The following is a 20,343-nucleotide window of genomic DNA, read 5'->3' as shown; positions in this document are numbered from 1 at the left end:
AACTTCACCATAAAGGTGCTCCTCTCTTTTGGGTGATGTGTTCTAGACAAACACCATTCTACCAAAGATCAGGGCACTTTTTTACGTTTTTATAAGATTTCACTTTCGAAATTCAGGTTGAACTATACTTCATTGTTTTCATAGGAAACGTTGTATTAGCTTACTTTATCTACGATCAATCAAGCTTAGTTAAGCCTTTATTGTTATCTGTTCTAATGCTGATTTGAGTGCTGCGTTAGATTTAATTAGGCACAACTACAGAAAGAAAAAACAAGATCATTTAAGTTAGGGAAATTTTGGATTCTCTCGCAGGTGCCGCTCATTCTAATATTTGCGATGTTCAGCGCATTGTTGCTCAATCGCCAATTTCGCGGCATCTTTTTCCTGCCTGTCATTATCGCGTCCGGCGCGATTTTAAGAGAATTGCTGGAGCAGGGAACTGCCCAGCCCCCGATCTTTTACCAATATGACCTTTTCCACTGCTTGTGTGTTCTTACAGCGAAAAAGTAGCCTGGTTTGTTAGCTGTAAGCGCATATATGTGCTTACAAGGCGAGATTGGAGTGTGCGGACAGGTGGAGAGTGGCTGTAAGCACGTATATGTTCTTACAGCGGCAAAAGTAGCTTGGTTTGTTGATTATAAGCGCATATATGTGCTTATGTGAGAGATTGGAATGTGCGAACGTGCGAATTATGGCTGTAAGCACGTATGTGCTCTTATAGCGAAAAAGTATCTAGGATTGCTAGCTGTAATCGCATATATGTGCTTGCAACGTTTGATAGGAGTGGCACATTTGCTAGTCATGATTAAGAGCACGTGAGTAATCTCTCCTATAGTAAGAAGAAATAAAGGAGCAACGATGCCGAATAAGATTCATCGTTGCCCCTCTCTTATCCTATACAGCCTGCAACCCAGCTTGGTTAAGCAGGTTCCACGGTTTGTTGTAATGCGGCTGGAAGAAGAAGTCGACGTAGCTTAATTCGTCCATCGTCATGCCGTTTTGGATACATACCGACAGCGTATTGATCGATTGCGTTAGATCGACCTTCGATAGCACCTGCGCGCCAACAATTCTGCCGCTTTCCGCTTCGTAAACGACCTTTAGTGTCACTTGCTCGTAGGTAGGCATAAACTCGGGACGATAGTTGTCGATGATTGTGACATTTTTCACATTTATACCCGCAGCAAGCGCAGCCGTTTCCGTTAAACCAGTCGATGCGATGTTGTAATCGTAAATTTTAATTCCCGATGTGCCTTGTGTTCCGAGGTATCTGACGACTGGCTTCATCAGGTTTTTGGCAACAAGCGTACCCATGCGAACGGCATTTGTTGCAAGCGGGATGTACGCATTTTGGCCGGTTGGATTGTAGTGGACGGCGCAGCTGTCGCCAGCGGCAAATATATCGGGCTTGCTCGTTCTCATATATTCATCGACGATGATTGCTCCGTTTGGCAGCATGTCGACTTGGCCCTTCAGCAGCTCCGTGTTAGGACGGAAGCCGATGCAGAGTACAACAAGGTCCGCCTCATATTGCCCAGCAGTCGTATTGACGGTCGTAACGCGGCCTTCAGCGCCTGCAAACGAAGTAACGGTTTCGCCGGTGGCGATTGTAATTCCTTTATCAATTAGCGCTTGCTCGGTAACATCGGTAAATTCTTGGTCCAAATATTTATATAAAATGCGTTCCATATTGTCGATCAAGGTAACCTGCTTGCCAAGCTGCTCAAAGGCCTCAACAAGCTCTATGCCGATATAGCCGGCACCGATGACGGCAATGCGGTTCGCATTTTTAGCTTTTTCAATGATCGTCTTCGAATGATTATAGTTTTTGCATAGCACGATATTCTCAAGCTCGATTCCGTCCATTTGCGGAATAATCGGCCACGAGCCTGTCGTAACGACGAGCTTATCGAAGGTGTCAGTAAATTCTACACCGGTTAGAAGGTTGCGGACTTGAATCGTTTTGGCATCCGTATCTACTGCCAGCACATCATGGCGCATATGCGTCGTAACGCCAAGCTTAGCGAGCTGCTCTGGCGTAGCGTAAAATAGGTGCTCGGCATCTTTTACAACACCGCTAACATGAAGTGCGATTCCGCACGATAGAAACGAGATGTTGTCGTTCCGTTCATATACTGTAATGCGAGCCTCGGGGTAAAGCTTAGCCATTTGGGTAATAGCAGCAGTTCCTGCGTGTGTGCAGCCAATAACAGCAATGTTCATCGTCATATCAAACGCCTCCTATTATATGTGCAAAGACGTGAGCCGCATCGGCCGTCGACCTTACAACGTGAATTATTTCACAACCTACTGTACAATGTGAAAACATTCACAACCTCTTCTTGCTTATATCATATTCGCTATTAGGAAAATTGACAAGGGATTTTGAACCATTTTAGGTATAAGGAATGAATTTTCAGACTATTTGACACGACTTAGCCACAATTTATGTCGGGCAGCAAATTTGAAAGTGCATCAGCTCGTAAACAGTTCTGTTTATTGCGCGTTAATGCCGTTTTCATTTTTGACGGTTTTCGATTACACTCATACTGAAAGCATAGCAATCGCTAAGGAGGAATTCAGATGGAGTCTGTCTATGACGTTAAAATAGTACTTATAACAGGTGCAGGAGCAGGAATAGGCCGTGCGCTTGCAATCGCCTATGCGGAACACGGAGCGCTTCCCGTTCTAGTGGATAAAAATGAAGCCGGGCTGGAACAGACAGGCGAGCTGCTGCAGGAGGCTGGCTATGACTCTCTATCCTTTGTCGTTGATTTGAGCAATCCAGATGAGATCGTAGGATTGTTCCGCGATATCGAGACCATACTTGGCAGACTGGACATCGTCATAAATAACGCAGGGTTTGGCATATGGAAGTCACCCTATGATCTTTCGATTGAAGAATGGGACGACGTCGTGAACACCAACCTTCGCGGCACTTTCGTCTGCTCGCGTGAGGCGGCGAAGCTGATGCGGACAAGCGGAGGCGGAGCCATCGTGAACATTTCCTCCACGAGAGCGATGATGTCGGAGCCGGATTCAGAAGCCTATGCGGCCTCGAAGGGCGGAATTCTGTCGCTTACGCATGCTATGGCGGTGTCGCTCGGTCCGGATCGCATTACCGTCAATGCCATCTGTCCGGGCTGGATCGAGAATGGCGATTACGATAAGCTGCGGCCGGAGGATCATACCCAGCATCCGTCCCAGCGCGTGGGCAAGCCAGCGGATATTGCTCGTGCGTGTATTTACTTAACTGACCCTGGCAATGATTTTGTAACGGGTACCCATATTACGATTGATGGCGGCATGACGAGAAAAATGATTTATGAGGAATAGCCTTATTATTTTGCTGCATGATGTGACGCTTGACGAAATTGAATGGGAGTCATGCCGATCAGCTGCTTGAATAAGCGGTGGAAATGCTTCATGTCGTGCATGCCGACGAGGGGAGCAATTTCCACCGCTGTTTTCGTCGTTTGCTCAAGGAGGATGCAGCTTCGTTCGATGCGCTCCTTGCGCAGAAGGCTCGTAAACGTAAGCCCCGTTGAGGCTTGGATAAGCCGCTGCACTTGACGCTCACCAAGCTGGACTTGCCTTGAAACGTCACGCAGTGAAATCGGAACGTGCAGCCGTGAACGCATAAAGTGGATAATCGTGTCCACACGATTACCAGGCTCGATGACATTCGATGGACTATGATGCCTCCCAATCTCTAAACGACGTTCCAGCAGCAGAAGCAGCTCAAGCAGCATAGCAAGCAGCATCGTATGAAAGCCCAAGCGGGCTTGCTGAGTTTCCTGAAGCATGCGGTCGAATAAACCTCCAAATTCATGCGCTTGCTCCCTGAATGATATCCAGCTTGTCATGACATCAGCGCCAATATGTTTAAAGCGATACGAGTTTAGCATATTTGGCATCGTGCTCGTAAGGGAATCAAGGACCGATTGCTTAAAGATGCAGTTGCCCACGATTAGACGGCTATCCGCAGACGAGGAGGACGGTCTAAATACATGCGAGATGCCGATGGGTATCAAAAATAAATCTCCCTTCGTTACGCGCAGCGCCTTATCTCCGATATAATGAAAGCCGCTTCCCTCCCATACATAACAAATTTCCACAAATTCATGTGCATGCTCGCGCAGCTCGAATCGTTCGCTTACCCGATTAACGAATATAGATAGCTCATCATTGAAATAAAGCTCGGCCTTGGTGAGCATGACATTTTTCTTCATCTGGAAGCGCCCCTAATCTATAAAAATAAGAAACTATACTAGTGAACCGTATACGTTTGCAAGATTGATCTTATGTCATTTTACACCTATATATTTGTCGTAATCAACCTATTAGTCCATTCTGTCGCTGCTGTACAATCAGAGGTAATAAGGCGAAGGAGTGGTACATAAATGAATCGTTCATGGCAGGCAAATTGGATTTGGACAGAAGGGGAGGAGAGTCCTCGCAATGAGTGGCACTGCTTCCGCAAAACCTTTATAGTACCGCAGGAAGGCTGGAGCGAAAGCTCGCTTCGCATAACGGCGGATTCAAGATATGTATTGTATATCAATGGAAAGCGGCTTGGACGTGGCCCCGTTCGTTCTTGGCAAACAGAGCAATCCTATGATACGTATGAGGTTGGACATTTGCTTGAGCGTGGCAAGCAGAATACGATTGCAGCAATGGTCATGCATTTTGGCGTAACGACTTTTTATTATATACGCGGTCGCGGCGGCTTGCTGGCACAGCTGGATTTTCTGAGTGAAGAAGGCAGCGTGCTGGAGACAGTGAGCAGCGATCAGTCATGGCGGACGTCCCGTTATCTCGGTCAACATTCAAGATCTACACGCATGGCTTGCCAGCACGCTTTCTCTGAGTATTTGGATGCCTCGGAGTGGGATGACAGCTGGAAGGAACGTGATTATTCCGATATAGGCTGGGCATCAGCGCTCGTCATAGCAGCAGTAGGGGAAGGCCCATGGACGACATTAATTCCTCGCGATATTCCTCTGCTGACAGAAGAGCAGGTTTTTCCGCAGCGTGTAGAAGCGCTTAACAAAGTAAAAACCTTTCACTGGTCGGCTGCAATAGATGTGCGCAATCATTTGGTAGCAGGCAGTGAGAATCATTCGAATCAGCTCGAATATATAGGTTATGCGGCGACGCTATTGCATCTCGAAGAAGCGGCTTCCGTTATTCTCGGTGCCGCTTTTGGTGAAGGCATCGTTGCCGCTACGCTGAACGGAAAGCCGATTGATGCCTTTGGCAGAAATGACGTTGAGCGATATGCGGAGCTGGAGCTTGACGCGGGCGAGCATTTGCTGCTTGTGGATGTGTCAGGTCCGTCTCATCCCGGCATTATTCATCTGGGGCTGTACTGTGAGAAGCCGTTTGCATTCCGTTCGCCTTGGGAAGGCGCTGGTGAAGAGCATTCGGTGTTTTGCTCGATTGGTCCATTCGAAACGGCTGTTCAAATCGACCATCAAGGAAGGCAGTCGTTTAATCGCAATCATCCTCTTTATATGGAAGTCATTGGCTCGGTTGCCTCGTCGGATGACTTATCGAAATATACCGAATGGGTAAAGCCGGTTCCGAATAAATATGTAAGCGAAGCCGATGTATTCGCGCTATGCGTCTATAAAAAGGAGAGTACAGCTCTAGCGATTCCGGCATCGTTGCAGCAAATGGTCATTCCAAATGCGGAGGCCGGAACTGTTCCGATTTTCCATGGGGCGGACACGGAGCTCATTATTGATTTTGGCAAAGAATATTCCGGTTATTTGACGTTCGAGGTAGATGCGGATGCGGATACCGTTATTGATTTTTACGGCTTTGAATATATGAACAGCCATTACAGGCAAGACACTTACGGACTAGATAATACGATCCGGTACGTTTGCAGGCAAGGCAGACAATTATTTGTATCCTCGGCAAGACGCGGCTTCCGCTATCAAATGGTGACGGTTCGGGGCGCTGCGAGGCCGGTTAAGTTTTATGGGTTGTCCTGCTTGCAGAGCAATTATCCGGTTGCCGAGATCGGGAAATTCCAATGCTCAGACCCGTTGTTAAATGATATTTGGCAAATTAGCCAGCATACGGCGAAGCTTTGCATGGAGGACACCTTCGTTGATTGTCCTGCCTATGAGCAGGTGTTCTGGGTAGGGGACAGCCGCAACGAAGCATTAATCAGCAACTATTTGTATGGTGTAAATGATATTGTGAAGCGTTGTCTCCGGCTCGTTCCGGGCTCGAAGGAGCAGACGCCGCTGCTTGTCAATCAAGTGCCAAGCGGCTGGAACAGCGTCATTCCGAACTGGACTTTTTTTTGGGCGCTTGCTTGTCACGAGTACTACCAGCAGACGGGAGACCATGATTTTGCGAAGGAAATGTATGCGCATATGAAGTTTACGTTGAAGCATTATGTAGACAAAATAGATGGAAACGGGCTATTCAACATTAAGGGCTGGAATTTCCTTGATTGGTCGTCGATCGATCAGCCCAATGATGGAGTCGTTGCGCATCAGAACATGTTTCTTGTCAAAACGCTGCAAGCGACAGCCGAGCTAGCCATAATCGCTGATGATTCCACAGGGGCTGATTGGCTTAAGGAGGAGGCTAAGAAGCTGGCGAGCGCGATCAACGAGCATTTGTGGGATGAACAGAATCAGGCTTATATCGATTGTATTCATGCGGATGGGCGAAGATCAGAGGTGCTCAGCATGCAGACGCAGGTTGTAGCGACTTTGACCGAGGTTGCTAAGGGCGAGCGCTATGAGCGGCTAACGCAATATATGCAGCAGCCGCCAGCGCATTTTATACAAATCGGAAGTCCATTTATGTCGTTCTTCTATTATGAAGCTTTAGCTAAATCAGGCAACGCGCAGCAAATCGTAGAAGACATTCGCCATCATTATGGCGTTATGATCGATAATGGAGCGACGACTTGCTGGGAGATGTATCCGAACTTTTCCGAAAATCGCGCGCATGAGGATATGCTGACACGCAGCCACTGTCATGCTTGGTCATCGGCGCCTGCCTATTTCTTAGGCCGTGAGCTGTTAGGGGTAAAGGCTCTGACGGCAGCATGGACCGAGGTGGAAATCGCGCCTAACCTATGCGGTCTCTTATGGGCGAAGGGCAGCGTGCCGCATCCAGGCGGAGGGCGAATCGATGTTTCTTGGCGAGTGGAGCAGGGTGGTTCGGCAATGAAGCTGGAGGTTTGTTATCCCGTGCATGCGAAAGTGAGGATTCGAGTGCCAGAGGGCGTAAAAGCAGATATTCGTGAGACGAGATTAGGCTAGAGCAAAAGGTGTTGAAGATTGGATAGGGCTGCCTTGCCAGTACATAAATGCACTAGCAAGACAGCCCTGTGTGTATCTTATATTTAACCGGACCTCTTCATGAGCGAAAGGCCGTATGGAATCCCCTTGTTAACAGCAAACAGCATGTGTACCAAGTTGTTTAAAACTCGCATTCTAAAACAACGAAAGCCCTACCTCTCTTCCGTCCTCGCGGCTCCGATGACCGCGCCAGTGTGAATCAGAAATACATCACGTAACAGGTTTGAGAATTAACAGCAAAGAAATCAAAATCCGAGGAAAACATTGAATCTTACTGGGGATTTGCTGGGGTTAAATATAATACGTTCTTTCTATAATACTACACTGCAGAATGAAATGCAACATCTAAATGGAAAACGCATGACTTTTACCTTTCTGGATACTCTAGAGATGGAAAGGGGGAAGTCAAAATGCCAAGTTGGTTTGAAATTGTCCTTCGAACGCTAGCGGCAATTGTCATTCTATTTGCGTTAACGAAGGTGTTAGGGAAACGTCAAATTTCACAGCTGTCTCTATTCGAGTACATAACAGGCATATCTATAGGTAACATAGCCGCCTATATCTCGCTTGATCTCGATAATTTATGGTTTTTGGGTTTGGTTTCGTTAGGGGTGTGGGTCAGCGTATCGGTCGCTATGGAATTTTTGACGATGAAAAGTAAAAAAGCTCGTGATTTTATTGATGGCAAAGGAACGGTTCTCATTAAAGATGGACAGCTGCTCAGAAAGAATTTGCATAAAGAACGATTGACATTGGATGAAATGCTTGAACAATTGCGGAAAAAAGACGTTTACCGCGTGGCAGATGTCGAGTTTGCCGTTATGGAGTCAAGCGGGGAAGTCAATGTGATGCTGAAGAAGGAGTATCAGCCTATAACGCCTGATGTACTCGGATGGAATGTGGCTAACGAGTGGGAAGCGCAGACCGTACTGATGGATGGGGACATCCAAGATGAGGTGCTCAGTAAGTTGGGGCATGATCGGCAATGGCTGCTCCATGAGCTGAAAAAGAGGAATATGACAGAGGCGGATGTGTTTCTCGCGCAACTTGACAGCAATGACGAGCTGCAAATTCAAACCGGGCAAGAGGGCAATCAGCCGCAAAACAATCAAACAAAACCGAAAGAGCGCGTCTCGATGCTGATCGAGCAGTTTGAGGCGGAGCTGCTCCGCCTTGAACGATTATCCCGTAATGAAAGTGATCGCCGTGTCTATCAGACTGCGATCGATCGCTTTCAAGCGAGCACCAAATCACTGCCGGATCACTTGTTGAAGCCTTAAGCTAGGTCCACATAGCAGCCCAGCGTTTCATTTCTTTTAATATCTGATGCAGATCCTCGCCCTTTGGCGTCAATGTATATTCGACCGTTACCGGTACGGTTGGAAATACTTTGCGTTCAAGCACGCCCTTCTCTTCCAGATGACGGAGCGTGCTTGTCAACGCACGAGGGCTAACCGCAGGAATCAGCCTCTGTATTTCTCCGAACCTTTTGGTACCGCAAAACAACTCTCGCAAAACAAGAAAAGCCCATTTACCGCCAATAACGTCCAGCGTCTTCTCGATATTGCACTCGATATGCAAAGGCTCTTTCGGAATGTAATTATGTGCGCTCAATTAGAAGATCCCCTCTCCATCGCTACTACCATAAGTATAGTATATATATTGGAGATAATAAAATGAAAAAACATTCACTCAGAAGCGGAAACAGCTCAGGGCGCTAATAAAGGAACAGATTGTAATAGCAAAAAAAGGCTCCTGCAAAGAGAGCCTTTTTTTGCTATATATAATAGAAGAGATTTTTTTATTGATCCATTTGAGCCTCGGAAGGGCTATAGGTTCCCGGCTGGGTGATAGGTGCCGGCATGTCTTTACCACCGGCAAAGTGATATTTGACTACCTTATTAAATTGATCAATCCATGGCATGAGGGAGCGTCCGCCCCAAGCCTCTTTAGCAAATTCATTGAAATAATTGACGAACTCCATATTAGCCGATATATGAACCTCTTGTACGGTAGGCGCAAGCTCGCGAACTTTTAGGGCGACGGTTTGCTTAAGCTCATCTGACAAGTCATTAATATCATTGACGGAGAAGTAGGAATTGTAGGGCGAAACGAGTATGCGGCTGTTGCCGTAAGGGCTGCCGGTATCATGATTGTAGACCCCTTCATTGGTTCCGGTATTGTCTTGCTCTGTTTTACCGCCGTGATTGCGAGTGCCGACAGCAGTCCAATCCAGCATCAAGCCTACGTACGCATTTTTGTCCGTCAGCATGACGATTGCAGAGGCAATGCCATTTAGATCAGTAACCTTTCTTGAAATAACGGAGCTGTATTCAAAAAAAGCATTGTCATGCTGATGCGGGCTATTCGACATTGGACCATAAGATTTCCCGCCCAGCATCTTCGGATCGTTGGCCTGACGGCTGCCGTAATCGGTATCGCTTTTCTGGACAAGCTCTTCGTAATTGCAGCCGGCAGCAGCCGATAAGACGATAGCGGAGAGCATCAGTGCGGCCATTCGTTTTAGCATTAAGAACGGACCCCCATTCATACGATAATGGCTTTAGTTTTTGCCTTGACAGCTTAAATATACGTTTCAGCGAGCATACATAATTGACCATGGGTTTGGTGCACAATGAAGGGTAGAGAGCAAGTCGAACAGACATGCTGCAAAATGAAATGCAATAGCTTAAAAACGTTGGAATAATGCGTTTTTGACAGCTTTGAGAACAATTTGTGAACTCTCTGTGGAACATTGACAAATAGGGGCTTCAACTTTATATTTAATAAAGTGATTTAAGTTGCAGGAGTTGTAATAACATCTGTGAAACACGCAGCCAGCCGCATGCCACGTTAAAATCAGGCAGCTGCGAAAACGTCAAAAGTGGGGTTGATTAATGATGAAACGGTGGCGATTTGTAAAACGGCTTGCGCCGCTTATGGCCATGATGGTACTGGTGCTAGCGGCTTGCGGGCGGAGCGATTTGTCGACGCTGAATCCTCAGGGACCTGTAGCGGAAGAGCAATTCGGACTGATGAAGCTGGCAATCGGAATCATGTTAATTGTGATTGTTGTCGTCTTTGCGATTTCTTTGTATGTAATCATTCGGTTTCGCAGACGCAAGGGAGACAATACGATTCCAAAGCAAGTTGAAGGAAATCATAAGCTGGAGATCATTTGGACAGTTATTCCGATCATCATGCTTATCATTTTAGGCGTTCCGACTGTACAATCCGTATTTAACTTAGCTAAAGACTACAGCAAAGATCCGGAAGCGGTTCAAGTAATCGTTACTTCACACCAATACTGGTGGGAGTTTGAATACCCGGATTACGGAATCAAAACAGCGCAGGAACTTATCATTCCAAAAGGCAAGACGATCTCCGTTAAAGCGAAATCTGCTGACGTGCTTCACTCGTTCTGGATTCCATCGCTTGCAGGTAAAATCGATACGAACCCTGGCGCTAATGAAAATGCTATGTACTTCTCAGCTCCAAAAGAAGGCGTTTACTTAGGTAAATGCGCCGAGCTTTGCGGACCTTCGCACGGCCTGATGGACTTTAAGGTCAAATCAGTGGACGAGTCTTCATTTGATCGTTGGGTAGCAGCTCTTAAAGAGCCTGTAGCACTTCCGAGCGATCCAGCAATTGCGAAAGCATTCGAAAGCAAATGTCTATCTTGCCACGCAGTGGGCGACCTTGGCGGACCGGCATATCCTAACTTGACAGGTATCGGAAGCCGTGAGACTGTCGGAGGTATACTCGTTAACACCGATGATCCGCAATATTCCAATGAAGGTTCAGTTTATGACAACTTACACCGTTGGATCAAAAATCCGGAAGAAGTAAAACCGGGCAATCAAATGAGTGGAGCTTATGATCTAACTGAGCAGGAAATTGAAGGTATTGCTAAATATTTATCTGAACTAAAGCTTAACTACCAACAATAATTTATCGGTGATTGAAGGAGGTACCTACTTTGGCTCATGCGCATTCGCATCAGGTCAAACGTTACAGTGGTCTGATGGACTGGCTGACAACGGTTGACCATAAAAAAATTGGCATATTGTATATGATTGCTGGCGGATTTTTCTTCCTTGTCGGCGGTTTGGAAGCGATTTTGATTCGGGTTCAATTGTGGAAGCCGCTTAATGACTTTGTTAGCGCGGATACATACAATGAGCTCCTAACTATGCACGGTACGACTATGATCTTCCTAGCGGCCATGCCGCTGTTGTTCGCTCTTATGAATGCGGTCGTTCCGCTTCAAATCGGCGCGCGCGACGTAGCCTTTCCTTTCGTTAACTCACTTGGCTTCTGGACGTTCTTGTTCGGCGGCGTGCTGCTTAACGTCAGCTGGTTTACAGGAGGAGCACCGGATGCAGGTTGGACATCGTATGCTCCGCTCGCTGGTACGACCTATAGCGGCGACCATGGCGTAGATTATTACGTTCTCGGCTTGCAAATAGCCGGTATCGGTACGCTAATCGGGGGGATTAACTTCCTCGTAACGATTATCAACATGCGTGCGCCAGGCATGACGTTCATGCGTATGCCGATGTTCACATGGACAGCGTTCATTACTTCAGCGCTTATCTTGTTCGCATTCCCTGCTCTTGCAGTTGGTCTTGCGGCGCTAATGTTCGACAGATTGTTTGACGCAAATTTCTTTGATCCTTCAGGCGGCGGCAACGCTGTACTATGGGAGCATATTTTCTGGATATTCGGGCATCCTGAGGTTTATATCCTCATCCTGCCGGCCTTCGGCGTTATTTCCGAGGTAATAAGTACATTCTCACGCAAGCGTTTGTTCGGTTACAGCTCGATGGTATTTGCTACAATCCTGATCGGCTTCTTGGGCTTCATGGTTTGGGCGCATCACATGTTCACGGTTGGTCTTGGACCGGTCGCGAATGCGCTGTTCTCGATTGCAACGATGCTTATCGCCGTTCCGACAGGTATCAAAATTTTCAACTGGCTATTTACGATGTGGGGCGGCTCCATTAAATTCACGTCAGCGAATTTGTTTGCTGTAGGATTTATCCCAACCTTCGTAATGGGCGGCGTTACCGGCGTCATGCTGGCAGCAGCGCCAGCTGACTTTCAATATCACGATTCTTACTTTGTCGTAGCGCATTTCCACTACGTTATCGTAGGCGGATTGATTCTCGGTATTTTCTCTGGCCTTCACTACTGGTGGCCAAAAATGTTCGGCCGTATACTAAACGAAACACTTGGCAAGCTGACGTTCTGGACTTTCTTTATCGGCTTCCACTTAACATTCTTCATTCAGCATTTCCTTGGCTTGCTTGGTATGCCGCGTCGTATTTGGACATATCTTGACGGTCTTGGCTTTAATGAAATGAACATGATTAGTACGGTTGGCGCATTCTTGATGGGCTTCGGTACAATCTTCTTCTTGCTGAACGTCGTTATAACAGCATTCAAACCACAAGATGCACCGGCAGATCCTTGGGAAGACGGTCGTACGCTGGAGTGGACGATTCCATCTCCGCCGCCAGAGTACAACTTCGCTCAAACGCCGCTTGTTCGCGGTTATGATGCTTACTGGAAAGAAAAATCGGATGGCCACAAAGGCATGACGCCTGCTGAGCCAATTGGTCCGATTCATATGCCATCTCCATCAATCCTGCCGTTCTTTATGGGACTTGGCTTGTTCATCGCAGGTCTAGGATTCATGTATGCTCATGATTGGGGCAACCTGTTCGGCTCATTCAAAACTGGTTATGCTGTTGGTATTTTTGGCCTTCTGATCTTGTTCGGATGCATGTTCCTGCGTTCCGCAATCGATGATCACGGCTTCCACATTGAAGAAGACGAAATCCTTAGAGATTTGGGGGGTAAAGCATGAGTGCGCATTCGCATGTAGAGGGGCAATTGCCTCATGAGCCCGAAAAGGCGACCCTCGAGGGACGCAATAAAGTATTAGGCTTTTGGCTTTTCCTTGGCGGCGAGACAGTATTGTTCGGAACGTTGTTCTCAGCGTTCCTTGCACTTCGCCATCAAGTTCTTGACGGTCCTCCAGCGCATGAGCTGTTCCAGCTTCCGCTCGTTGCGCTTGCGACTGCACTATTGCTTACATCAAGCTTGACCAGCGTATTCGCTGTTCACGCGCTGCATACGAATAGGGTAAAAGCGCTTATTAATTGGCTGATTATTACCGTTGTTCTTGGCGCAGGCTTCCTAGGACTAGAGATTTATGAGTTCTACCACTATGTACATGAAGGCCACGGCTTTACGACGAGCGCATTCAGCTCCTCGTTCTATACGCTTGTTGGCTTCCACGGAGCGCACGTTGCTTTCGGTATTACGTGGATCACATTGATTATCATTCAACTCGCAAGAAAAGGCTTGACTGTTGTTACCGCACCGAAGGTATATGTAGCCGGTATGTACTGGCACTTTATCGACGTTGTATGGGTATTCATTTTCACCGTCGTTTACTTGATGGGAAAGGTGGTTTAATCCATGGCCAGCAATCATCCAGCCACAGAGGAAAGCCCCAAGCGTCATAAGGTCGAAGGACCGAAGAAGCATATCATTGCCTTTATTTTCTCCCTCCTGCTTACGTTTATCGCATTCGCGACTGTAATCAGCGGAGAAATCAACAAAGATTTCATTTACATTATTTTAGTCGGATTAGCCGTTTTGCAGGTTTTCGTTCAAATGGCATTCTGGATGCATATGAAGGACCGCGGTCATACTTTCGCCATTATCGGCATTTTGACAGGCGTATTCATCGTATTCACATGTGTCATTATGGCCGAGTATTGGGCTTGGTGGTAATGTTCGATTGATTGGAGGAGAGGAGGGTCCCGAGGCTTGGGTCCCTCCTCTTTTGTAAAAATAGGCTAGTGTTATTGAAAGGAGCTTCCACGATGCTTGGCTTACAGTATTTTCGCTTCGAAGAATTGTGGACCCCCATGTTTGCGTTCGGGATGGCGGCAATCGTCATTCTATATTACTATCTGATCGGTCCATGGCGAGAGAAGAATGATCCTCAAGCACCGACTGCAACTAGGCTGCAAAAGGTGATGTTCGTCTCTGCTGCTATTATGTTTTATTTGGTGCACGGAGGGCCTTTTAATCTATTAGGCCACCTTATGTTTACATTTCATATGATCAATATGTCTGTGTCTTATTTGATTGTACCGCCGCTAGTTTTACTAGGCGTACCAAGCTTTTTATGGAAAAAGCTGTTCTCGATGCCGTTTTGGAAAAAGCTTAGCTTTATGATGCATCCGATTGTTTGTCTTGTGCTGTTTAATGTCTTGTTTTCGGTATATCATATTCCAATTGTCCATGACTATGTGATGACGCACTTTGCTGTGCATCGTCTTTATTATTTTATTTTGCTCGTTACATCGTTTATGATGTGGTGGCAAATTGCTGTTCCTGTACCAGAGTGGGCAAGACTAACCGATTTGAAAAGAATGGCTTATGTTTTTGCAAACGGAATGCTGCTTACACCAGCCTGCGCCTTAATTATTTTTGCGAAAACGTCCATGTATGCCATCTACAGCGATCCTGACGTATGGGTGACTGCAATGGGTTATTGCGTAACGGGCGATCCTAGTCGATTGCTGGAAAGCTTCAGCGGTCCGCAATTTTTTAATATTATGGATGTCGTTGAGGATCAGCAGCTTGGTGGAATCGTGATGAAGTTTGTGCAGGAGATTATGTACGGCATTATTTTGGCCTATATTTTCAAGCAATGGTTCAAACGAGAGCATACGGAAGATGATTTGCCAAATACGAATAAAGGTACGGCTTAGCACCAATCATTATAAGAACAATAGGTGGGGTAGAGTTGAACATTTATAATATTATGCCGACAATTAGCACCTTCTTCATCGTGCTTAGCGCAGTCCTAGTAGCCATAGGCTGGAGACTGGCCATTAAGCGCAGGCTGGAGGAGCATCAGAAGGTGATGTTCTATGCAGCGGTAGCTGCAATAATCTTTTTTATCGTATACGCATCACGAACGATTTTTGCAGGTAATACCTCATGGGGCGGGCCGGATGGTTTAAAGCCATATTATCTCGTTTTCTTATTGTTTCATATTGTGCTTGCGACGGTTGCTGCCGTATTTGGCATTACGACGCTTACGCTTGGCTACAAGAAGAAATTCGCTAAGCATCGGAAGTGGGGAAAGGTTACTTCGGTTATTTGGTTCGTAACCGCCATTACCGGTACCATGGTTTATGTTTTGCTTTATCTGATGTATCCGGGCGGTCATACGGAGCCTATGATAAAAGCGATTTTCGGATAGATTACGATTCATAGTCAGTGGGAAAGCCATGCATTCGGGAGAGACAACTCTTTCGGAAGTATGGCTTTTTTTATTTATTGGGAGGTGTTGACAAAGGTGTACACAGTGAATATACTGTGTATAAAGATATATACAGTATATTCACTGGTTGAGCGAAGGGAGCAATTGCAATGGGGTTATGGAAAGGCGCTTGGTATTTAGCGAAGCATGAACTGGCTAGGGATCGTTGGAAAAGTCTCTTATCGATTTTTTTTATCGGCTATTTATTGTTATTCACGGTTCCATTATTAAATGATGTGATTGAAGGCAACAAAGAGAAGGCGCTCTACTGGGCTGCAGACTTTGTTTATCTAACGTTATTCCCTTGTATGGGTTTTATTCTTAATCAAGCGATGCTGCGTTACTGGAAGGATAATAGCTATACCAAAAAATTAGCGTATTGGCGAACGCTGCCGATCTCATCCAAGCAAATTGCGTTGGGACGTATTATACAGCTAGCTATTGTATTGTTAACAACGCAGCTGTTATTTTTCATCATACAATTCATCTTCATACGAGATATGGGTGCGGACATATCTGCCTTGCATTTTGCAATCTATGGGCTTTTCTGGTTCGGTTACTCCTTATCGATGGCGATTGCTTACGTCTACTGGGAAGTTGGTCATACAGGCAAAATATACTTCTTGTTTAACATGGTTTATATTTTTGTACTACTCGTTATCTCGAGCTGTCTAACAGTATTGATGGATAGCAATATTGTTGCCGCATCCCTGCAAGCGATCACAAACGGACACTGGTGGATTGCTTTAGTGACTATCGCAATAAGTGTTGCAGCCATCTTCATTGGAGTGAATCGCATTGAAAACCGTCTTGAGAAACGCAGCTATAGCGCTTAGTCATTAGAGAATGGAAGAAGGTGAAGGCCATGCGGCTGCCCATACAAATTAACGAGCAAAGCGCAGAGCCGCTATATCATCAGATCGAAGTACAGCTTCGCGCATTAATTGTAAGCGGACAGCTAATAGAAGGGACGTTGCTGCCATCGATTCGCGAGCTTGCGCAAACGGTTAAATGCAGTGTCATTACCGTAAAGCGGGTATATAACGATTTGGAAGCGGAAGGGCTGCTTCGAACGAGGCAAGGAACCGGCACTTATGTGGCGCAGGTTGGAGAACAGGAACGTGACCGGCATCGGCTCGCCGCTGTCATTGAAGCATTTGAGCAGGCAGTCGTTGCGGGCAAGCGGGTTCAGTGTACGGAGGAAGAGCTGGATTCGATGTTTAAAGACGCGATGAAAAAACATTTTGAATAAAGGATGGGACGCATGATGGAGGATACGATTGCCATTCAACTGGACGGCGTTGTGCAGAACCGATCGAATTTCAAGCTAGGACCGCTTCATATGAGTATTCCGAGCGGCTACATTACAGCTATTGTTGGTCCTAACGGCTGCGGCAAAAGCTCGACGTTCCGCTTGATGCTTGATCTCGATAAAGCGGATGAGGGCTCGATTCAGCTGCTTGGTCATCAAGTAGAGAAGGGGCTCGGCACTGAGCTAAAGAAAAGAATCGGGTATTTGCATGATCAATCTTCTGCACACGAGGATAGCATGATGGGGACGGAGAAGGCAGCATTTCACCGGTTTTGGTATGACAACTGGGATGTCAATCGCTATCGCGAGCTGCTGCATATTCTTGAGGTCGATGATAATCAAGTGCTTGGCAAAATGTCAAAGGGGATGCGCCGCAAATTCGAATTTGCGTTAGCGCTGGCTCATCATCCTGATCTGCTATTGCTCGATGAACCATCCTCAGGACTTGATCCGCTTGCTTGGAAAACGATGATCGAGGTGCTTCATCGGTATATGGACCGCGGCGATCGGACCATTCTCATGAGCTCCCATATTATTGAAGAAGTGAAACGTCTTGCCGATTTTATCGTATTTATGGCTCAGGGACGGGTGCTTGGCATCTATGAGAAGGATGAGCTGTTCAGCAGCTGGTTTACGATCTTTGTCAGCGGCACGGGGCTAAATCCGAAGAAGGCAGCGTTGATTCCAGGCCAATGCGGCGTGGAGCATACGGGTGGAATAACGTACCGCATAACGACGAATAAAGCAGCTGAAGCTGAACAATGGTGTGCTGCGGAAGGTTACCAGATCGTCAGCAGGCAGGCACTTGAGCTCGATGAAATTATGAATGCGCTGCTTATGCAGGATCGATTAAGTACAAGAACGAATGAATCGAGGGGAGCAACGAAATGAATCCATTAATAGTAGAAAATGTTGTTAAGCAATACGGGGATAAAACAGCTGTCAACGGTATTAGTTTAGAGGTTAGCGAGGGTGAAATTTACGGCCTGCTCGGCGCCAATGGTGCAGGCAAGACAACGACGATGCGAATGGTGTTAGGCCTTATTTACCCGGATGAAGGAAAAATTTTGTACAACGGAAAAGCTTACAGCAATGATCAGCTCCGCAATCTTGGCTATTTGCCGGAGGAGAGAGGTTTGTATCCGAAGGTGCGCGTTAGCGACCAGCTGATTTATCTAGCTCAGCTGCGCGGCATGTCGAAGAAGGATGCGGAGCAAAGCTTGAAGAAGTGGCTGGACCGATTCGAGGTACCGGAGTATTACAACAAGAAGGTAGAAGAGCTATCCAAGGGCAATCAACAAAAAATTCAATTTATCGCTGGTGTTATTCATTCTCCGAAAATCGTCATCCTTGATGAAGCGTTCAGCGGACTTGATCCGGTTAACGTCGAGCTATTGAAATCAACGGTGAAGGAGCTGCGAGACTCAGGCACGAGCATCCTATTCTCCACTCACCGGATGGAGCATGTCGAGGAGCTATGCCGGAACATTACCATTTTGCACCGCTCAAATGTTGTGCTAAAGGGGAGTTTAAAGGATATTAAGAAGCAATTTCCGAAGGAGCGCGTCATTCTCAGCACGGAGAAAGAAGTTGCGGGTATCGAGCGGATTGCCGGGGTTACCAGCGTTAACCGCCATGAGTACGGCTATGAAGTTGGCATTGCAAATGAAGCGGTAGGCGGAGAGATTTTGCGACATGCCCTTGAACAGTCGAACATTTCAAGATTCGAAATTAAGGAACCTACCTTAAACGAAATCTTTATTAAAACAGTAGGCGGTGATAGCCATGAGTAATTTTTGGACAGTTGTTGGCTTTACGTTAAAAAATAAATTCAGAGGCAAAGCATTCCTCGTTACGACGCTTATTATTGCCGCTATTATGACAATCGCTATAAATCTACCTTATATTTTCTCGCAATTCGGCGGCGGCGACAAAGTAACTAATATTGGTTATATTCAATCCACACAAGCAGAAGGTGCGGCGACGGGTGACCAGCTTAAAGCATATTTTGAGCTGCAGGAGAAGCCGGGAGTAAAGCTTGTTCCTTACGAGGATAAAGGCACAGATGCAGAGAACGAGAAGCAGCTGAAGCAGGCGATTACGGCTAAAGACATTAAAGGCTACTTGGCTTTTGGCAAAATGACAGACAGTGGCTTTCCGGAAATCACGTATAAATCCGAGAAGCTGCTGGCATTTGATCTGACTAGCTCAATTCAGAATGGTCTTCAAGCGATTCGTCAAGCTACCGTGCTCCAGGATGCTGGATTAACAGATAAGCAGCTAGCGCTGCTTAATGCACCGATCGAAATCGCATCGGTACAAATTTCCGCTAGCGAAGGCGCAGGCAATGTCGGCGATGGCAAAACACCGGAAGAGCAAGCCGTTAATATGGGACTCGTATACTTCATCGTCGTCCTTCTGTTCATGGCTATTATGATTACAGGTCAATTGATCGCTTCGGAAATTACAGCAGAGAAAAGCTCGCGCGTTATGGAGCTTCTTATTACGAGCGTATCGCCCCTTAAGCAAATGTTCGGTAAAATCGTCGGCATGTTTTTGGTGGGGCTTATCCAAATTACGATCTACGTGCTCGTAATTATCGTAAACATATCGCTGCCGCATAACGATAAAATGCTAGGCCAGTTCAATATCGATTTAACAAAAATTGATCCAATGCTGCTGTTGTATGCGGTACTGTTCTACTTGACGGGTTACTTCTTGTTCGCAACGTTGTTCGCTGCGGTGGGGTCCATTGTCAGTCGTACAGAGGATTTGGGTCAGGCGGTGCTGCCGATTACGATGCTTTCGCTGGCAGGCTTCTACATTTCCATATTCAGCATTTCAAGTCCGGATAGCATTCTAGTGAAGGTATCCTCCTTCGTTCCATTCTTCTCGCCGTTTGTTATGCTGCTGAGACTAGGCTTGACCGATCCTCCAGTATGGGAAGTGTGGGCATCGATCGGTATTCTGCTCGTCACCATCTACGCTGCTGTATGGCTCTCGGCCAAAATTTACCGCACGGGCGTATTGATGTACGGCAAGCGTCCCAGCTTTAAAGAGCTTCGCAAAGCTATGAAGGCTTATAAGATTTAGGATTATTTGAAAACTGTGGGTAATACCTATAAGTGAGACAATTTTTATTAAGACTTAGAATTTGTATATCATCTACTTGAGACAAACTAAATGAACCAGTAGGATCAAAACCCTTGATCTTACTGGTTTTTTCAATTTTAACTTAAAATACAGAGTTAATATAAAAGGTTATGAAGAATTAAAAAAAGTCAGGTATATCGAAAATACGGTTAATGGAAGGAAATATTTCATGAATAGGAACAAAGGATGAG

Annotated in this window: 18 protein-coding genes; 14 read left to right on the top strand and 4 right to left on the bottom strand. The window is 46.3% G+C overall.

Features of this window, described 5'->3' with window-relative positions; translation table 11 throughout:
* Nucleotides 1–894: 894 nt before the first annotated feature.
* Nucleotides 895–2,223 carry an FAD-dependent oxidoreductase gene (locus AC1TPC_RS02615; RefSeq protein ID WP_482065332.1) on the bottom strand — a complete coding sequence of 443 codons (1,329 nt, stop codon included), beginning with the start codon at nt 2,221–2,223 and terminating at the stop codon, nt 895–897.
* A 360-nt stretch (nt 2,224–2,583) separates the two neighbouring features.
* Between AC1TPC_RS02615 and AC1TPC_RS02610 the strand changes: the two genes are divergently transcribed.
* A complete protein-coding gene (locus AC1TPC_RS02610) occupies nt 2,584–3,336 on the top strand; it encodes an SDR family NAD(P)-dependent oxidoreductase (RefSeq protein WP_482065307.1) in 753 nt (250 codons plus the stop codon).
* 5 nt (nt 3,337–3,341) lie between these two features.
* Here the strand turns inward: AC1TPC_RS02610 and AC1TPC_RS02605 are convergent, their stop codons facing one another.
* Nucleotides 3,342–4,232 carry a helix-turn-helix domain-containing protein gene (locus AC1TPC_RS02605; RefSeq protein ID WP_482065306.1) on the bottom strand — a complete coding sequence of 297 codons (891 nt, stop codon included), beginning with the start codon at nt 4,230–4,232 and terminating at the stop codon, nt 3,342–3,344.
* A 171-nt stretch (nt 4,233–4,403) separates the two neighbouring features.
* On the opposite strand from AC1TPC_RS02605, the gene AC1TPC_RS02600 reads away from it, so the two are divergent.
* Together AC1TPC_RS02600 and AC1TPC_RS02595 are read left to right on the top strand one after the other, a co-directional pair.
* Nucleotides 4,404–7,295 carry a family 78 glycoside hydrolase catalytic domain gene (locus AC1TPC_RS02600; protein WP_482065305.1) on the top strand — a complete coding sequence of 964 codons (2,892 nt, stop codon included), beginning with the start codon at nt 4,404–4,406 and terminating at the stop codon, nt 7,293–7,295.
* A 449-nt stretch (nt 7,296–7,744) separates the two neighbouring features.
* Nucleotides 7,745–8,614, top strand: coding sequence for a DUF421 domain-containing protein (locus AC1TPC_RS02595; RefSeq protein WP_482065304.1), 870 nt, complete (start codon nt 7,745–7,747; stop codon nt 8,612–8,614).
* A 1-nt stretch (nt 8,615) separates the two neighbouring features.
* Here AC1TPC_RS02595 and AC1TPC_RS02590 read toward each other — a convergent pair whose 3' ends face one another.
* Together AC1TPC_RS02590 and AC1TPC_RS02585 are read right to left on the bottom strand one after the other, a co-directional pair.
* Nucleotides 8,616–8,948 (bottom strand): winged helix-turn-helix transcriptional regulator, encoded by a 333-nt coding sequence (locus tag AC1TPC_RS02590; RefSeq protein ID WP_169087951.1) that lies wholly within the window; start codon nt 8,946–8,948, stop codon nt 8,616–8,618.
* A gap of 187 nt (nt 8,949–9,135) precedes the next feature.
* Entirely contained in the window at nt 9,136–9,864 is a 729-nt protein-coding gene (locus tag AC1TPC_RS02585) for a hypothetical protein (protein ID WP_482065303.1), read from the bottom strand.
* 367 nt (nt 9,865–10,231) lie between these two features.
* On the opposite strand from AC1TPC_RS02585, the gene coxB reads away from it, so the two are divergent.
* The 11 genes from coxB (at nt 10,232) to AC1TPC_RS02530 (ending at nt 20,092) form a co-directional block, all read left to right on the top strand.
* Nucleotides 10,232–11,284 carry a cytochrome c oxidase subunit II gene (gene coxB / locus AC1TPC_RS02580; RefSeq protein ID WP_482065302.1) on the top strand — a complete coding sequence of 351 codons (1,053 nt, stop codon included), beginning with the start codon at nt 10,232–10,234 and terminating at the stop codon, nt 11,282–11,284.
* Between the two features lie 74 nt (nt 11,285–11,358).
* Nucleotides 11,359–13,206 (top strand): cytochrome c oxidase subunit I, encoded by a 1,848-nt coding sequence (gene ctaD, locus AC1TPC_RS02575; RefSeq protein WP_482065331.1) that lies wholly within the window; start codon nt 11,359–11,361, stop codon nt 13,204–13,206.
* Nucleotides 13,203–13,820: a cytochrome (ubi)quinol oxidase subunit III gene (locus AC1TPC_RS02570; protein ID WP_169087959.1), complete on the top strand. Its 618-nt coding sequence runs from the start codon at nt 13,203–13,205 to the stop codon at nt 13,818–13,820. The genes ctaD and AC1TPC_RS02570 overlap by 4 nt, the downstream gene beginning before the upstream one ends.
* A gap of 3 nt (nt 13,821–13,823) precedes the next feature.
* Entirely contained in the window at nt 13,824–14,141 is a 318-nt protein-coding gene (locus AC1TPC_RS02565; protein WP_482065301.1) for a cytochrome C oxidase subunit IV family protein, read from the top strand.
* 92 nt (nt 14,142–14,233) lie between these two features.
* A complete protein-coding gene (ctaG, locus tag AC1TPC_RS02560; protein WP_482065300.1) occupies nt 14,234–15,130 on the top strand; it encodes a cytochrome c oxidase assembly factor CtaG in 897 nt (298 codons plus the stop codon).
* Nucleotides 15,131–15,183: 53 nt separating this feature from the next.
* On the top strand, nt 15,184–15,627 hold the full coding sequence (locus tag AC1TPC_RS02555) for a DUF420 domain-containing protein (RefSeq protein ID WP_482065330.1): 444 nt from the start codon (nt 15,184–15,186) through the stop codon (nt 15,625–15,627).
* A 170-nt stretch (nt 15,628–15,797) separates the two neighbouring features.
* A complete protein-coding gene (locus tag AC1TPC_RS02550; protein WP_482065299.1) occupies nt 15,798–16,523 on the top strand; it encodes a hypothetical protein in 726 nt (241 codons plus the stop codon).
* 29 nt (nt 16,524–16,552) lie between these two features.
* Nucleotides 16,553–16,939 (top strand): GntR family transcriptional regulator, encoded by a 387-nt coding sequence (locus AC1TPC_RS02545; protein WP_482065298.1) that lies wholly within the window; start codon nt 16,553–16,555, stop codon nt 16,937–16,939.
* Between the two features lie 12 nt (nt 16,940–16,951).
* Nucleotides 16,952–17,890 (top strand): ABC transporter ATP-binding protein, encoded by a 939-nt coding sequence (locus AC1TPC_RS02540; protein ID WP_482065297.1) that lies wholly within the window; start codon nt 16,952–16,954, stop codon nt 17,888–17,890.
* The gene (locus AC1TPC_RS02535; protein WP_482065296.1) at nt 17,887–18,792 is read left to right on the top strand and encodes an ABC transporter ATP-binding protein; all 906 of its coding nucleotides are present in this window, start codon (nt 17,887–17,889) and stop codon (nt 18,790–18,792) included. Before AC1TPC_RS02540 ends, AC1TPC_RS02535 begins: the two co-directional genes overlap by 4 nt.
* On the top strand, nt 18,785–20,092 hold the full coding sequence (locus AC1TPC_RS02530; protein WP_482065295.1) for an ABC transporter permease: 1,308 nt from the start codon (nt 18,785–18,787) through the stop codon (nt 20,090–20,092). Before AC1TPC_RS02535 ends, AC1TPC_RS02530 begins: the two co-directional genes overlap by 8 nt.
* Nucleotides 20,093–20,343 lie beyond the last annotated feature (251 nt).

Source organism: Paenibacillus sp. Y280 (assembly GCF_056786335.1).
This window is presented reverse-complemented; position numbering and strand designations above follow the sequence as displayed.

Coding starts and splice junctions, on each gene's coding strand:
- AC1TPC_RS02615 (WP_482065332.1), bottom strand. CDS start 2,223: ATGAACATTGCTGTTATTGGCTGCACACACGCAGGAACTGCTGCTATT.
- AC1TPC_RS02610 (WP_482065307.1), top strand. CDS start 2,584: ATGGAGTCTGTCTATGACGTTAAAATAGTACTTATAACAGGTGCAGGA.
- AC1TPC_RS02605 (WP_482065306.1), bottom strand. CDS start 4,232: ATGAAGAAAAATGTCATGCTCACCAAGGCCGAGCTTTATTTCAATGAT.
- AC1TPC_RS02600 (WP_482065305.1), top strand. CDS start 4,404: ATGAATCGTTCATGGCAGGCAAATTGGATTTGGACAGAAGGGGAGGAG.
- AC1TPC_RS02595 (WP_482065304.1), top strand. CDS start 7,745: ATGCCAAGTTGGTTTGAAATTGTCCTTCGAACGCTAGCGGCAATTGTC.
- AC1TPC_RS02585 (WP_482065303.1), bottom strand. CDS start 9,864: ATGCTAAAACGAATGGCCGCACTGATGCTCTCCGCTATCGTCTTATCG.
- coxB (WP_482065302.1), top strand. CDS start 10,232: ATGATGAAACGGTGGCGATTTGTAAAACGGCTTGCGCCGCTTATGGCC.
- ctaD (WP_482065331.1), top strand. CDS start 11,359: ATGGACTGGCTGACAACGGTTGACCATAAAAAAATTGGCATATTGTAT.
- AC1TPC_RS02570 (WP_169087959.1), top strand. CDS start 13,203: ATGAGTGCGCATTCGCATGTAGAGGGGCAATTGCCTCATGAGCCCGAA.
- AC1TPC_RS02565 (WP_482065301.1), top strand. CDS start 13,824: ATGGCCAGCAATCATCCAGCCACAGAGGAAAGCCCCAAGCGTCATAAG.
- ctaG (WP_482065300.1), top strand. CDS start 14,234: ATGCTTGGCTTACAGTATTTTCGCTTCGAAGAATTGTGGACCCCCATG.
- AC1TPC_RS02555 (WP_482065330.1), top strand. CDS start 15,184: ATGCCGACAATTAGCACCTTCTTCATCGTGCTTAGCGCAGTCCTAGTA.
- AC1TPC_RS02550 (WP_482065299.1), top strand. CDS start 15,798: ATGGGGTTATGGAAAGGCGCTTGGTATTTAGCGAAGCATGAACTGGCT.
- AC1TPC_RS02545 (WP_482065298.1), top strand. CDS start 16,553: ATGCGGCTGCCCATACAAATTAACGAGCAAAGCGCAGAGCCGCTATAT.
- AC1TPC_RS02540 (WP_482065297.1), top strand. CDS start 16,952: ATGATGGAGGATACGATTGCCATTCAACTGGACGGCGTTGTGCAGAAC.
- AC1TPC_RS02535 (WP_482065296.1), top strand. CDS start 17,887: ATGAATCCATTAATAGTAGAAAATGTTGTTAAGCAATACGGGGATAAA.
- AC1TPC_RS02530 (WP_482065295.1), top strand. CDS start 18,785: ATGAGTAATTTTTGGACAGTTGTTGGCTTTACGTTAAAAAATAAATTC.